This is a genomic window from Flavobacterium sp., assembly GCF_035456085.1.
Lineage (GTDB): Bacteria > Bacteroidota > Bacteroidia > Flavobacteriales > Flavobacteriaceae > Flavobacterium.
Genome location: NZ_DATIDY010000134.1, coordinates 40,783 through 55,580, shown reverse-complemented (window position 1 = coordinate 55,580; position 14,798 = coordinate 40,783). Strand labels below are relative to the sequence as shown.

General features: G+C 30.9%; 13 protein-coding genes. All 13 read left to right on the top strand.

What is annotated here, in order from left to right; genetic code table 11:
* Nucleotides 1-4: 4 nt before the first annotated feature.
* Nucleotides 5-304 carry a plasmid mobilization protein gene (locus VLC96_RS10540; RefSeq protein ID WP_325262768.1) on the top strand — a complete coding sequence of 100 codons (300 nt, stop codon included), beginning with the start codon at nt 5-7 and terminating at the stop codon, nt 302-304.
* Nucleotide 305: 1 nt separating this feature from the next.
* Complete coding sequence (locus VLC96_RS10535; protein WP_325262767.1) at nt 306-1,193, top strand: relaxase/mobilization nuclease domain-containing protein; 888 nt, start codon at nt 306-308, stop codon at nt 1,191-1,193.
* Nucleotides 1,194-1,196: 3 nt separating this feature from the next.
* Entirely contained in the window at nt 1,197-1,703 is a 507-nt protein-coding gene (locus VLC96_RS10530; protein ID WP_325262766.1) for a hypothetical protein, read from the top strand.
* A 339-nt stretch (nt 1,704-2,042) separates the two neighbouring features.
* Entirely contained in the window at nt 2,043-3,293 is a 1,251-nt protein-coding gene (locus VLC96_RS10525; protein ID WP_325262764.1) for a coiled-coil domain-containing protein, read from the top strand.
* Between the two features lie 26 nt (nt 3,294-3,319).
* A complete protein-coding gene (locus tag VLC96_RS10520) occupies nt 3,320-4,171 on the top strand; it encodes a hypothetical protein (RefSeq protein WP_325262763.1) in 852 nt (283 codons plus the stop codon).
* A gap of 30 nt (nt 4,172-4,201) precedes the next feature.
* The gene (locus tag VLC96_RS10515) at nt 4,202-4,741 is read left to right on the top strand and encodes a hypothetical protein (protein ID WP_325262761.1); all 540 of its coding nucleotides are present in this window, start codon (nt 4,202-4,204) and stop codon (nt 4,739-4,741) included.
* A gap of 215 nt (nt 4,742-4,956) precedes the next feature.
* The gene (locus VLC96_RS10510) at nt 4,957-5,490 is read left to right on the top strand and encodes a hypothetical protein (protein ID WP_325262759.1); all 534 of its coding nucleotides are present in this window, start codon (nt 4,957-4,959) and stop codon (nt 5,488-5,490) included.
* A 150-nt stretch (nt 5,491-5,640) separates the two neighbouring features.
* A complete protein-coding gene (locus VLC96_RS10505; RefSeq protein WP_325262757.1) occupies nt 5,641-6,060 on the top strand; it encodes a hypothetical protein in 420 nt (139 codons plus the stop codon).
* 159 nt (nt 6,061-6,219) lie between these two features.
* Nucleotides 6,220-6,852, top strand: a complete 633-nt coding sequence (locus VLC96_RS10500; protein ID WP_325262756.1) for a sigma-70 RNA polymerase sigma factor region 4 domain-containing protein — start codon at nt 6,220-6,222, stop codon at nt 6,850-6,852.
* Nucleotides 6,849-8,048: a hypothetical protein gene (locus VLC96_RS10495; RefSeq protein WP_325262754.1), complete on the top strand. Its 1,200-nt coding sequence runs from the start codon at nt 6,849-6,851 to the stop codon at nt 8,046-8,048. Before VLC96_RS10500 ends, VLC96_RS10495 begins: the two co-directional genes overlap by 4 nt.
* On the top strand, nt 8,041-9,204 hold the full coding sequence (locus VLC96_RS10490; protein WP_325262753.1) for a hypothetical protein: 1,164 nt from the start codon (nt 8,041-8,043) through the stop codon (nt 9,202-9,204). Before VLC96_RS10495 ends, VLC96_RS10490 begins: the two co-directional genes overlap by 8 nt.
* 108 nt (nt 9,205-9,312) lie before the next feature.
* Nucleotides 9,313-12,651 (top strand): CHAT domain-containing protein, encoded by a 3,339-nt coding sequence (locus VLC96_RS10485; RefSeq protein WP_325262751.1) that lies wholly within the window; start codon nt 9,313-9,315, stop codon nt 12,649-12,651.
* Nucleotides 12,652-12,880: 229 nt separating this feature from the next.
* A complete protein-coding gene (locus VLC96_RS10480; RefSeq protein WP_325262750.1) occupies nt 12,881-14,296 on the top strand; it encodes a hypothetical protein in 1,416 nt (471 codons plus the stop codon).
* Nucleotides 14,297-14,798: the final 502 nt, after the last annotated feature.

The following is a 14,798-nucleotide window of genomic DNA, read 5'->3' as shown; positions in this document are numbered from 1 at the left end:
AATTATGAAAAAGACAAAAAAAATAGAATTTAGATTAACCCTAACCGAGCTAAAAATCATCCAAAATAAAGCTTCAAAATGCGGGTATTCAATCTCTGAATTTGTGAGAGAAACTTCATTAGGATACGAACCAAAAAATAAGTTGACTCCAGACGAAATTGCTGTATTTAATATCTTGACAACATATGCTAATAACTTCAAGAATTTATCAAATCTATTTAAATTAGGAGACACAACAGGCGTTAAGGAACTTTGTGTCGAAACGGTTCAAGAGATCAGATTTCATCTTAATAAATTAAGATAAAATGATTAGTAAAGCAAAATCTTGCCCGGGAGGATCAGCCCTTTTTAATTACGTTGTCAATGAAAAAAAAGGATATGAATTAGCACGAAATGGCCTATCAGGGACTACAGCACAAGAGCTGTTTCAAGATATGGCAATCATGCAGCAGCAAAACCATCGCTGTGTAAACAATACTATTTCAATTGTCCTTTCACCTACAATTAATGATAGCAGAATTATGAACGATTCACAGCTTACAAATCTGACCATAGACTTTCTGAAAAATCTGGAATTAGACGCTGATAAAAATCAATTTATCGCTTTTGTGCATACAGAGAAAGATCACAAACATATACATATTTTGATGAATCGTGTGAAACCTGATGGGAAACTGATACAAGACAATTTTATTAGCAAAAAAGCGCAGAGGGTTGCACATGAAGTCGCTCTAAAGCAAGGTTGGACATCAGCTAAAATATTGAAGGAATCTAAGGAGGCGGTTAATAAAAACCAATTTAAGGAAGTTAAAAAACTAATTAAGGATGCTCATTACAAGTCGTTAGAAAGCTATCCAAAAAATTTAAAAGAATATATAAGTTTAATGGCAAGAGAGAAAATTGGAGTAACTCCAACCATAAATAAGCAAGGCATTATTCAAGGGTATAGATTTTTGCATGAACCCACAGGAGTAGATTTGAAGGCTAGTGAAGTTGATAGAAATTTAAAGTTAAATGAATTGTTTAGAGATCAGATTATGAAAACTGGCGAATCAAATCAGATTATAAATGATTACAGCAACTACAATGTTAGCATCAACATATTATCTGGGATCTTACAGTTATATTCACCTAATACTTCAGAAGAAATACCTGAAGTTATAAAGAAAAAAAGAAAAATTTTTAAAAGATAGATTATGGCAAAAGCACAACCAAAAGTAGGAGATCTATTAGAAATTTTACTATTAGAAATCGAAAAATTAAAAAGTCAAATCGCTCAAAATGGTAATTATCAATATACTTTGAGTAAGAAAATAAATGATATATCCGTAAAAGTTGATGTAACTGAATTAGAATCTATTCAAAAACAATACAGCATAAAATTTCAACAGCAATTCCACCAATTTTTTCGAGAGATAAACAAAGGCACTGAAAATTTCATAAAAATAAATAATTCAATAAAACTCAAAACGATCCGCTACATTTTAATCTTAAATTTTATTTTATTACTAGGCTTCGGGATTTCATTGTACATAGCTATAAACAATAGAGATTACAAGTCTAAGTATGAGGAAGCACTGCAAGAACGAGATTCATTTAGGAACAAATTTTATTTAGTAGTAGATTATTTTGAAGCCAATCCAAAAGAGAAGAAGGAGTTTTTGAAATGGAATAAAAAGAAGTTAAACAAACACGAAAAATAAGCCATTCAATTGAGTAAATAATCCATTCATGAACGCTACTCCAATTACTAAACCCTTGAACCGCATGGAGAAAAAAAAGGCGGTCTAGTATTTTGAAGAAGAGAAGGAGCTTTATTTGAGAACGAGGACTAAAGTGGAGGTATTGTGATATCGAATAGTTGTCGACGTAGTATCCCCTAGCGGACGATCAGAATGAGACTGCATGATTGTTTATTTTCTAATTGATATATTTTATTAATACAAAATGTTTTCCATTTTTTATTGACAACTGAAAAAATATTTTTCATCCCTAAGGTTACCTTTTTGTTCTTTCTATATCAATAAGAAAAAACAAATACTATGGAATTTTTAAAAAACAAAACAGAACAAGCAGTTGTAACTGCAAATGACAATCTTCAATCACAAATAGATGAAGTTGCTACAAAAAAAGTAGAACGTGTAAAAAGTTTTAGAGAATATGCTTTTGAGAAAGCAGGTTTGAATAGAGGTGATTATGTTTCCTTGAAAACTAACTTACAATGGATTAAAGATGGTCATTTAGTTGATGAGACGTATAATGAAAACGAACAACATCTACTGAAACAGCAGGTTAAAAGCAAAATCACTGCAAAAGACGAAGAAAAGGAAAAAGTAGATGGTGATAAAAGAACTGCTGTTGAAGTTTACAAACCGGCTATTGAGAAAAAAATTAAAGAATTAAATGATGAAATTCAACAAACTAAAATTGACTTAGCGGAGAATAAAATCCAAACAGGCTATCAACCTGAAAAGTATTTTATATACGCAGGTTTAACAATAATACTGTCATTTTACCTTCTGTTTTTCTATGCATCGGCTATTTACGCTTCCTTTTTTAGAAATGCTGCGGATCTATTAAACAGAGAGGGTGGCGACATTGCTTTGCAACTAGACAGCATTTTTGATGTGAATGGAATTTTCACTTGGTCTTCTTCCTTGATCATCGCTTATCTTGGCGCTTTTGTTTTTTTCGCAATCGGACTGCTCCCACACACTTTTGAAGGAAAACATAAAAAATGGTCTATAATAGCTACCATATTTGGAGCTTTTATTGTCGATTCGTTTATGGCATACAAAATTGATTCGGGAATACATAATTTAAAAGTAATGGCGGGTATAGCAGATGAGGATTGGGTATTCTATAGCAGTATTAACTTCTATATGGTACTGATCTTTGGATTCCTAGCTTATTTAGTTTGGGGATATATGTTTGAATTGATGCTAAAAGAAAAGAATAAAAAAACAGGAGACGTAAGAGCTGCAATAATCATTAAAGGGCTAAAAGAGGAAATTAAGACCTTGAAAAGTGAACTACAAGCATTGGAGACAAAAATCATTGAATTAGAAACACAAATAAAAAGTATTCTTTCCCAATTGGAAAAATTGAAAAAAGACTTGGAAAGCAGAATGCTCAATCCTGATACTTTATCACAAAACTTGACAAGCTTCTATATGGGATGGCGCCAATACTTAAACGGTACAGATTTGAGTTTAGAAAAAGTGAGATGTGAAGATGCTTTTAATGAATTTATGCAGTCTCAATTTAACATAGAAGTTGCTCCCCTTAATTAATCCTAGAACAATTTAAAAAACTAGTTATGAAAAATTCACAATATATCTTAAGTCTAATATTGATTTCCCTATTATTCATTTCTTGTGGTAAAGAGAAAGCTGAAGAAATCCAAAAACCAAAGAACTATACCGTTATTCTTGATTTGAGCGACCGAATCCTTTTACCTGAACAATTGGATAAAGACTTTTATTTGATTGAAAAATATTTTAAATCTTTTGAAGAAAACTCAAGACGTAATTTGGTTTTAACATCCAAAAATCGATTTTCCGTTAAAATCATTCCTCAAAAAAATAGTCCACTTAATATAGACTGTTATGAGGATTTACTGCAATTGTATCTTGATGAAACCGAAGTAAAGAATAAAAATAAATCGTTGTTGGCTTTGTCGCAATCTTTGCACAAAACCTTAAACGCTCTCAAAAAAGAGGCACTTTATGGCAAAACCACAACAGATTATTTTGGAGTAGATATTTGGGCTTATTTACACGACAATGGAAAGGCATTGAGTAAGTGCGGTTATGACAATACAGTTTTGGTTCTTACAGATGGCTATTTTGATTTTGAAAGTCAGTCTCACGTAATCAAGGAGAAAAACCAATATACCAGTACCCAATTTCTGAAAGAGCTCACTACCAATGATTGGAAAAAGGAAGCCGAAACCAAACAAATGGGTTTGTTGCCCATTACACTTGACAAAAATACCAAATGGATTGTTGCCGGTATTTCAGGAAAGCAAGCCAGTGACATATTACAAACCGAAAAAATTACTTATTTCTGGAAAAAATGGTTAATGCAGTCAGGGGTTGCTTCGGCTAAAATCATCCTGAACGGTGCCAAATCGGAAATGAGTTCTTCCTTACTTCAACAAATAAAATAATCTGATTTTAATTTAACAAAACGAATTACAATGAAAAATTTAAAAATAATCTATACTATCCTATTTTCTCTTTTATATACTGTGATTAATGCTCAAGAAAAGAGTTTAGAGAACGAAAATGATACTAAGCAATATTTGGTCGCTCTTTTTAAAACAAGGGACGCAAAATCGAACGGGGAAGATATTACCCCAGAAATACTAAAAGCAAACCAATCACTTCAGTTTTATAAATCTTCTGATTCAGATGAGATTTTGTTTTCAAACTTTTGGAAAAAAACTAATTCACAGAGTTATGGTTATATATATTCCATTGTCAAAGAGGAGAATCCAGATAAGGAGGAAGAAAACAAGAGCGAATTGTATAAATTTCAATGGAGTTATTGCAATAGCTACGATAACAAAAAAGGTACAGCAGAGGTAACATTATTGCTTGTTTATAAACCTCGCGGAACTTATTTTGAGATTACTATTCTGCCGGAGAATTTGGATGAACTTATTTATAAAGGTGAAATGTATGGTGACTTGTTGCCATTGGACTACAATATCAAAAAGCAAAATGAAAATCAATAATAAAAATCCATTTTAAGTTTATTTGTTTTTTTTTTGAAAGGCCGTCTTTACAGGGCGGTCTTTCTGTTTTTTGAAATCACGAATTACTATTGTAGTGATAATTGCATTTTTTATTGATTTTTTTTAAAATAATAGGGTTACCTTTTTACTAATCCTGTATTAATGAGTATAAACAAATTCAATTTTATTAACCCAATTCAAATAATTAAAATTTAATGTACCATAAAATTTATACCATCAAAAAATTAAAAACCGCTTTTACAGTATTGCTATGTCTTATCTATACAATTATCAATGCACAGGAGAAAGAGCCTAAATTGAAATTGAAAGAAGTAGCTAATTTTGAAATAAGAGACGGCAGGAGTAACGGAACCGATATTACACCGAAAATACTAGAAAATAATATGCACTTAGTATTGTGTGAGTATCCTGAAATTAATGAGATTTATCTTTTCAACACTTCGGAAAAATCGGATTCTAAAAGCTATGGTCGAATTTATTCAGTCACTAAAGAAGAGACACCGGAAGACGAAAATTTTTACAAATGTCAATTATACCAGTTTAGATGGAGTTACATCAATACCTATGATAAAAAAGAGGGTACAGCCAAGGTTGAAATATTTGTTACTTATAAACCTCAAGGTGTTTATTATGAGTTAACAATTTTACCAGAGAATCTGAATGTTTTGGTCTATAAAGGATTAATGACTGGAGATTTGTCCGAATTAGACAGCAATATTAAAAAGTAGATTCTCTTGTTTTTTTTTTAAAGAAGAAGACCGGTTGTAATAAAAGCTTCTTTCTTTTAAAATAATTTATTCACTAAGGGTTACCTTTTTACAATTTCACTATTAACAAGTATAAACAAATAATCAATAACAATTTTAAAATCACTTTTTATGAAAAATGTACTTTTCCTTATCGCTTTTTTATTCACAACTGCTTTCACTTTTGCTCAAGATGTTTACGTTCAAGGTTACACCAGAAGCAACGGAACTTATGTACAAGGTTATTATCGTACTGAACCCAATTCTACAAGAAATGACAATTATAGTACCGTTGGTAATGTGAATCCATATACGGGGGAAGCAGGAACAAAACAGAGAGACGGTTACACAACTACAAGAACTTCTTCTAGCACTTACAGTGAACCAACTTATACCAGTACAAGTACATATTCAACACCAACATATACTGTACCTTCAACAACCTATTCATCATCAAGTTATAGTTCTAGTAATACTATATATACCGGCTCGCGTGGAGGTCAATATTACATCAACAGTAATGGGAATAAAACGTATATAAGAAGTAAATAAATTTAAATGAGCATTCATCTAGTCATCTTCGACCCTTGAAGTAATAAGCATGTCGATTAAGCAATATTCTTTATCACTATTCATCTGAAAAGCATACTGTAATTTGAAATTTTATCGCTATTTTGTAAAACTTTAAAAATAACTACAAAATATACAGAGATGCCAAAGATTATATCAACAAAGTTTGGACATTTAAGCGATCAAGAACTGGTGCAACTCATCAAGGAAGACCAAGAATATTTGGGCGAAGTTTACAAAAGATGCAAATCCTATAGTGTTCAGTTTATGCGGAAAATGACTAACGGAGCCATAAACGATTATGAACTAGATGATGTGTTTCACGATTCTATTTTAGTTTTATATGAAAAAATTGTTGGTGGTAATTTCGAATTAACGGCTTGCCTGCAAACGTATTTGAATTCGGTTTGCCGTTTTCAATTGCTAAATAAATTGGGAAAAGAAAAACTAAATTCAGATTATGACGATTATTCCGATTCTGATGATGATGAAAATCCAATGTCATATAAATCCACAATCACTGATTCCTTGGATGAGATTGAAGACGTAAAAGAAAGCCAGTTTTCAGCGATTGAAATTGCCTTAAATAAAATGAAAGATGCAGGCGGGCATTGCTACGAATTGCTAAGTTTGTTTTGGTATCATAAAAAATCGATGGATGATTTAGTAGAGATATTTGGCCATAAAAATGATAGAAGCGCAATAACCCAAAAATATAAATGCCAAGAGCGATTAAGAAAATTAGCCTATAACGAATTGAACAACTTGAAATGAAAACAGCTATTGACATAGTACAAAGTGTATTGCTTCCAAAATTGGAGAAAGATGCCAGTTTTGATGCAGACAAAACCAATATCGCTTTTTGGGAATCTTTGGCTACGGAGCTACTTGATTTTGAAAAGGATACGAAACCTGTTTATTCTATTATTTTCAGCTTAGAATTGGCTGATTCCGAAAAAGTAATTACCAAATTACCGGTAGTATATTCGACCTATATTAAAGAGTTGGCCGAGAATTATGTTTTGAAACAAACTTCAAAAGCAACGGATTATTTATTAGAATCGAATAACGAAACTTTTCTTAAAGAAGTTGATTTTTTGCAAACAATGCAAAAAGCCATAAAGAGCGTTGAACGCAAACGCATCAAAAGAGATTTACCCAACAGCTATGAACGCTTAACTTTTGAACTTTCTGAAAACGATCTTGCTAACGTTACTAAAAAAAAAGGCCGAGAGGATTTAAAAGCTAAATTCAAGCAATGGGATGCAGAGTTAGTTACCGATGAGGTTCCTGTTATTCAGATGTCAGAGGAAACGACATATTGGGCAAGTGCAATCATTTCATTATCGTGGATGAAGTATGCCGTTGCTGCTTGCGTGATTATTGCTGCCGGATTATTCTATTTTAAAAGTAGTGAATCAGGCCTTGTACCCGAACAGAATAGTGTGGTAACAGCTCCCGATAAAAAGGAAAACGAAAAGGTCATAGAAAAACCTGAAATAATTTCCCCTACGAAAGAAGTCATAGCTTTAGCCGAAATTGAAACAACCTCAAAAACAATTCCGGTTTTGGAGCTTGATTTATATGGTTATACTGCAAATAATAAAAAGCTAAAAATAACGGTCAATTTCAAAGATGTGACAAACCGAATTCAATCATTGGAAAAAATCATTGGAAATGAAAGTAAGAAACACAATATTGATTCTAAAACCAAAGAAGCATACCAAAATGAATTAGTCTTATTAAAGACACAAACTGGCAAATATCTATTCGATGGAAAAACAGTAACACTGTTCCAAAAAACCACAAAAGATTGTAAAGTCTTATTGACTGAAGAAAAACAATACTACTTTCAAAACGGAGAAACATATTATAGGTTAAATGAAACAAGTACTCCTTTGTCTTTGATAAAAGAAACTGATGGCACAATAATTGATACCCTTAATAAAATAAATTTCGAAAATGACTAATCTAATATCCAATTATAAACATCAAAAGAAAAGCCTAGCTTTTCTTTTGATGTTTATAATAAGTCCTGTTTTTTTTGTCCATGCGCAAAACAATGCCGAAATTCAAATCAAAGCAGTTTTCAATCAATTGGTAATGGCTTATGGAAGTTCAAAAGCAGCACCGGAATTGCAATTTATGAAATCGAGTCCTAAGCCGACGACACCTGCATTGTACTCAAAGCCTATAGTCAAAATAGACCTACAGTTGTATGGTATATGTAAAACTTTTGGAAAAGACAGCTTGAATGCTTTATCTGTTGTAATCAGCCATGAATTAGCACATTATTACTATGATCATAGTTTTTGTACAGATTTTGCTTTTGCCATTCGAAATAAAAGTCAGGAATTTTCAAAGACAATAAAGTTGGTCAGCAAAAACCAAAAAGTAATCTACGAAACCCAAGCCGATGATAAGGGGTTATTCTATGCTGCAACAGCGGGCTATAATCCCTTTGAGATACAACCCAAGATATTGGATGCCATTTATAAATACTACCAATTAAAAGAAGTAAACGAAGGCTATCCCTCGAAAAAGGAGCGTAAAGCAATAGCTCAAAACGCATTGATTAAATCCCAAAAATTATTTGCTGTTTTTCAACAGGCTTTAGAAGCCAAAGAAAATAATGAATATGACAAAGCTTTGTCATTATTTGAAACCGTAAATCAGGATTTTCCCTCAAGAGAAAACTTCAATAATATTGGCGTACTAAAAACACTTAAAGCATTAAATTTAAAAGTTTTATCCAAAGATGAAGCGGACAATCCGAAACGTTTTTTGTATCCATTAGAAATAGACAATACCAGCCGATTAAAGCAAAGTGTCACTCGTGGAGGCAGAGATGATCAAAAACAACAGCAAATGATTGTTTTGCTAAAAAGTGCTCAAAAAGATTTTGAAAAGGCAATTAGTTTAGATGTAAATTATACTGTAGCTTATATTAACCTGGCTTGTGTTTTCGACTTATTAGAAAATCCAGAAGCTGCTATTGGAAAAATAAAAGAATTGTCTTTGAACGAGCAAACAAGTATTAATGCCAAACGAATTTTGGCAATTGCATATTATCACATTGATAATGAAAAAGAAGCAAAAAAGATTTGGAAAGAAATGAAAATATAAAATGGTGAACGATTTAGAAAGCCCATTTTACCGCAAAGTTGCCACACTTTTAGAGCAAGCTCAAAAATAAGTTAAAGTGTTGTTTTTGAATGTTTAAGGAAATAATTAATGAAAACTAATAAAGTTTTAAATAATAAAAAAAATAAAATTAGAGTATTTGTTTATTTTATGTTGATACTGTTTGTCTCAAGTTTGCATGGCCAATCTAAGATAGATAGTATTTCTTTTTATTCTGAAAAGGGAAATACCAAAAAAGCCATAAGTTTTGCAGAAGAATTAAAGTATAAACATATAAAAGAAAAAGACACCTTAAATATTAATTACGCTAATCTGTTAACCTTGTTAGGAAAATTGAACAAATCTATTAAGGATATTAAAAAATCTGAGAAATATTATATTCAAGCGATTAATGTTTTAAAAAAACATAATGAAAGTAACGAATTGACTAAGGCAACATTTTTAGATAATTTGGCAGTTTTTTATAAAGATCAAGGGCAGTTTGCAAATGCTTATCCCCTATTTCAAAGAGTTCATGATATAAGAGAAAAACATCTCAGGAAAGATGATACAGATTATATTCATTCACTTTTCAATTTAGCATTTACTGCACAAAATTTGGGATATTTTGAAAAGGCCAAATCTCTTTATTTTAAAGGTCTTGAATTGCAAAGAAATTTTTTTGGAGATACTCATTATGAAGTAGCTAATACTTTAAGCAGTATTGGAGAAATATGCTACCACGAAACCAAATATACTCTAGCTGAAAAGTATTTTACGCAATCTAGACAAATATATATAAGTTTATTAGGCGAAAATGATCGAACATCTATAAAGGCTTCAAATAATTTAGCTGAATGTCTACATAGGATGGGAAACTACGGTAGGGCTAAATCCATTTTAACAGATGTACTAAAAAGAAAGAAAATTATTTATGATCAAAATGATTCCGAATTTGTAGTATCAATAAATAATTTGGCTTCTGTTCATCAAGATCTTGGAGAGTATGAATATGCCGAAAAATTATATAAAAAAGCATTGGAGAATATAGGTAAAAATCCAACAAATAATAGTAAAAATTATTCAGTTGCAATTAATAATCTTGCTATATTATATCATGCTCAAAACAAAAATAAAGAAGCAGAAGATTTGTATATAAGGAGTATTGCTTTCTCTAAAAAATATTTTGGAGAATATAGTAGAGATTATGCCACTTCTATTGATAATTTAGCTTCATTTTATCAAGACATTTTAATTTTTGATAAAGCAGAAAAATTCTATCTCCAAGCATTAAAAATAAGAAAATCTGTTGTGGGTGAAAATCATCCTGATTATCTGGTTTCGCTGCAAAATATTTCCAGCTTGTATTTGAATATAGGATTATATGATAAAGCAGAACAGAATGCTTTAATTTCCAAAAAATTATTTGAAAATATATATTCGAAAGAGCATCCTGAATATTCTAGTGTGCTGAACAATCTAGCAAACATCTATTTAAAAAAAGGAAACTATTTTCAAGCAGAAAAACTATATCTGGAATCAGAAAATATAGTATCAAAAACATTTGAAAGCACACATCCATATCACATTTCATCACTTTTTAATTTAGCAACCGTCAAGTTTTATCAAAAAAGATACATTGAAGCAAAAGGATATTACATTAAGATAATAGCACTAAGTAAAAATAATTATGATTATGGCGCAATTCAAATGTTGGCCATAATTGAAGATTTGTTAAGTAATCAAAAATTAGCATCAAACTATTATAATAAACTTTCTATTGGTTTTAGGGATAAAATAAACGATTCATTTTCTTATTTGTCATCTGATGAGTTAAATCCTATAGTAAAGAATTATTTTTCAAACAGATTTTACTCGCTTTCCTTTCTACAACGCAACCAAAACAAGTATGAAAACATGAACATTGGCTGTTATGAAAACGAGCTATTGGTCAAAAATATTTCATTGCGCAATCAGCAAAATATTATCAAAAGCATCCAGAAAAGCACTGATACAGCTCTAAAGAAAAAGTACGAACAGTTTGTAAATAATAAAAGGTTACTTAACAAACTGAATGAATTACCAATTGAAAAAAGGCCAGCTCAATACGAACAGCTAACCGCAGACACTAAAACTTTAGAGAAAGAATTGTTACGGCAGTCGACAGTTTTTGTGCATGTAAAAAATACTTTATCTGTTGATTGGAAGAAAGTTCAGGAAAAATTAAAACCAAATGAAGTTGCCATTGAGTTAGTATCTTATAACTATTACGACAAAAAATGGACAGGGAATCTTGTATATGCTGCTTTTGTGGTTAAAAAAGGATATATAGCACCAAAGTACATTCCATTATTTGAGCAAAAACAGTTGGAATTGTTGCTTGCAAAGAGCAAGAATGAAAAAGATAACATTCAGATAGATAGACAATATTCAGATAAAGCGATTAGCGATTTGTTCTTAAAACCAGTTCAAAATGAACTAAAGGGTATTAAAAGCATTTATTTATCACCAACGGGTTTGGGCAATCAAATTAATTTTTCAGCTTTGCCTGTTACAGAAACACAAACACTAGGAGAAAAATACCAAGTCCACATTTTAGGTTCAACAGCAGAAATAGTAAATTATAAAGTATCCAGTTTTGATAAAAAAAGTAAACTAAAGTTGTTCTTGTATGGCAATATTGATTACGATAAAAGTGAGGTTTCAAACAAAGTTGTATCGGATACTGTAACGAATAGTAGTCCTAAATTTACTGCATTGGCCAGTAGAACTGCAACTACTACTAAGTTTGAATATTTAGGTGGAAGTAAGATAGAAATTAACAAAATCAATGCTGATGCAAAACAGAACAATTTTGAATCAGCAATAATTGAGGACAAAAAAGCCACAGAAGAAAGCATTAAATTATTAGATGGAAGAACAATCCCTTTTGTTTTGCACTTAGCCACACACGGATTTTTCTATTCGCATTCAAAGCAAGAACTTCTGAAAGAGGATTTATCGTCAGGCAGTAAGTCTACGATTTACAAAACGGCTGACGATCCGATGATGCGTTCTGGATTGGTATTTGCCGGAGCCAATAAGTATTGGGACAAACCAACCGAAAATATAGCTACCGATGATGGTGTTTTGACAGCCAATGATATATCCAACATGGATTTTAATGCCTGTCAATTGGTTGTACTGAGTGCCTGCAAAACAGGATTGGGTGAAATTCAAGGGAGTGAAGGTGTTTTTGGTTTACAGCGCGCCTTTAAAATGGCCGGCGTAAAAAACATCATTATGAGCTTGTGGAAAGTTCCAGATGCCCAAACTGCTGAGCTTTTTGACATTTTTTACAGTGAGTGTTTTGCAGGTAAAACAATTCATGAAGCTTTTCAAATTGCTCAATCCAAAATGAAATCAAAATATTCGCCTTATTATTGGGCTGGGTTTGTATTGTTGGAATAATTTTCATGAATAAATAAAAAAATATTTCACCAAATAAAAATTGATTTTCAAGCATTTAAGAATCCCTATTCTTTATAAACATAAAGAATAGGGATTCTTTTTTATTTCAGAGGGTTACCTTTTGGGATTTCTATTATTAATGAATATAAAAGCTTTGAAATAAAGTAAAAGAAAATTATCTGGATAAAATTCAAGGCAAATATTACTAACTAATAGAAAAATAAAATCTATGAAAAAGACATCCAAGATTATCAGTATTGCGATCATTTCAGTAATGCTTGCTTTGAGTTTTACAAGTTGCAACAATAAAAGCAATAAAACAGTTTCACAAAAAGAAAGTTCCCAAAATCAAATTGTGCTAACGAATCCCCCAGTGCCGGAATTAGATATCCCTTATCAAAAATTCAAAATCAACCCTGATTCTTCAGTTGTTTTGCATTCAAAAATGGGAACAGAAATAAAAATTCCATCAGGCGCTTTTCTGGATGAGAATGGCAATGTCATAAAAAATGAAGTAGATCTTACCTTCAGAGAATTTTATAATCCACTAGATTTTTTCTTGGCTGGAATACCTATGAATTATGAAGAAGATGGAGTTGTAAAAGCCTTTGAATCTGGAGGTATGGTAGAATTAAATGCCGAATCGAATGGAAAGCCTGTTTTTGTAAATCCAAAAAACAAAATTGTAATGGATTTAAATAGTTGGACAGACGAAACAAATTTCAATTTATATGATTTGGATCCAAAATCAGGAAAATGGATAGAAAGAAATAAAGATATCGTAAAAATCGATAATATAAAGAAAGAATTGGATTCATTGCCTATTATTCCGGAGATGCCTAGAAAACAATCGAGTGCTTCATTTGAAATCAAAGATGACACAAAAAATCATCCAGAAATAAATGAATACGAAAACGTAATGTTTCAACCTGTTGATGACCAATGTGGCGCGACTGATGCAACAGACATAAAAATAAAATCGCTAAAAAATGGCACATATGAACTTACGTTTATTGTGAAATTTGACGAGGCGGTCATTCACCAAAGAAAATGTATTTGCTATTTAGCTTTTAAAGAAGGTAAGGATTACAATAACGCTTTGAAACAATATAAAAAGAAGTACGGTGCAATGATTAAGAAGAGAGAAAAAATGAAGAAAGAAATTGATAAAAAGTGGAAAATATACAATGACATTGTAAGTATCCACAGAAAAAATGATTTAAAAAAGTTAGATGCTATAGATAGAGTAACCCGAACATTAGAAATAAACAATTTTGGTTTTACTAATATTGATCGACCAACATCATATCCCCAAGGAAATGAAATTGAGCCCATCTATACGGACGAAGAAGGAAATATTATTACAATTAAAAATGTAGTACTCGTAGAATTGGATACAAATGCTTTATTCAGATATGAAAATATAGTTAAGTATAATCATAATAAAAAGAACATGTTGTGGGGAATCACGAGTGAAGGCAAATTAGCTTATTTAAAGGCACCAGATTTTAAATTAATTGTTGACATGGCCTCTAAACAAAAAATTAAAATGCATACTTACAATGGAAAATTAGAATCGCAGGAAGATATAATGAAAGTATGTTTTGATAAAAATAATTACCCCAAGAACATCATTTTTAAGTGATGGAGTAAGTCTCAATTTTTTGTAAAAATATAAAATTGGGACTTTTTTTAATTCACAGGGTTACCTTTTATGTTATTTGATATTAATATATTATAAGAGCATAATAACTTATTTAATTACGACAAAACACGCATCAAATGAAAAAACTCATTTAAGGACACAATTAATCATTTTGAGTGAAAGTGAGAAACTATTTAAAATAAAGAAAAAACTTACTCAATATTAAAATAAGTTAGTTTTATCGATAAAAAAATACTTTTTAACTATTTTTTTAAATATAGACTAAGTTTACATCACTACTTTTGCATATGATAATCAGTCAATTATATAATAACATATTAGAGACAAGGAAAATCTAATTAGGGATTAGAAATAAAAAAATAATAGATCACCTTTTATTAAATGAGGTATTGTCAACTTTTCAATTGTGGAATGATAAATTGAGAAAATTCTCAACTTTTACAAGATTCAAAATTTACAGTTTAAAGGATATTTAACAGAG

Coding starts and splice junctions, on each gene's coding strand:
- VLC96_RS10540 (WP_325262768.1), top strand. CDS start 5: ATGAAAAAGACAAAAAAAATAGAATTTAGATTAACCCTAACCGAGCTA.
- VLC96_RS10535 (WP_325262767.1), top strand. CDS start 306: ATGATTAGTAAAGCAAAATCTTGCCCGGGAGGATCAGCCCTTTTTAAT.
- VLC96_RS10530 (WP_325262766.1), top strand. CDS start 1,197: ATGGCAAAAGCACAACCAAAAGTAGGAGATCTATTAGAAATTTTACTA.
- VLC96_RS10525 (WP_325262764.1), top strand. CDS start 2,043: ATGGAATTTTTAAAAAACAAAACAGAACAAGCAGTTGTAACTGCAAAT.
- VLC96_RS10520 (WP_325262763.1), top strand. CDS start 3,320: ATGAAAAATTCACAATATATCTTAAGTCTAATATTGATTTCCCTATTA.
- VLC96_RS10515 (WP_325262761.1), top strand. CDS start 4,202: ATGAAAAATTTAAAAATAATCTATACTATCCTATTTTCTCTTTTATAT.
- VLC96_RS10510 (WP_325262759.1), top strand. CDS start 4,957: ATGTACCATAAAATTTATACCATCAAAAAATTAAAAACCGCTTTTACA.
- VLC96_RS10505 (WP_325262757.1), top strand. CDS start 5,641: ATGAAAAATGTACTTTTCCTTATCGCTTTTTTATTCACAACTGCTTTC.
- VLC96_RS10500 (WP_325262756.1), top strand. CDS start 6,220: ATGCCAAAGATTATATCAACAAAGTTTGGACATTTAAGCGATCAAGAA.
- VLC96_RS10495 (WP_325262754.1), top strand. CDS start 6,849: ATGAAAACAGCTATTGACATAGTACAAAGTGTATTGCTTCCAAAATTG.
- VLC96_RS10490 (WP_325262753.1), top strand. CDS start 8,041: ATGACTAATCTAATATCCAATTATAAACATCAAAAGAAAAGCCTAGCT.
- VLC96_RS10485 (WP_325262751.1), top strand. CDS start 9,313: ATGAAAACTAATAAAGTTTTAAATAATAAAAAAAATAAAATTAGAGTA.
- VLC96_RS10480 (WP_325262750.1), top strand. CDS start 12,881: ATGAAAAAGACATCCAAGATTATCAGTATTGCGATCATTTCAGTAATG.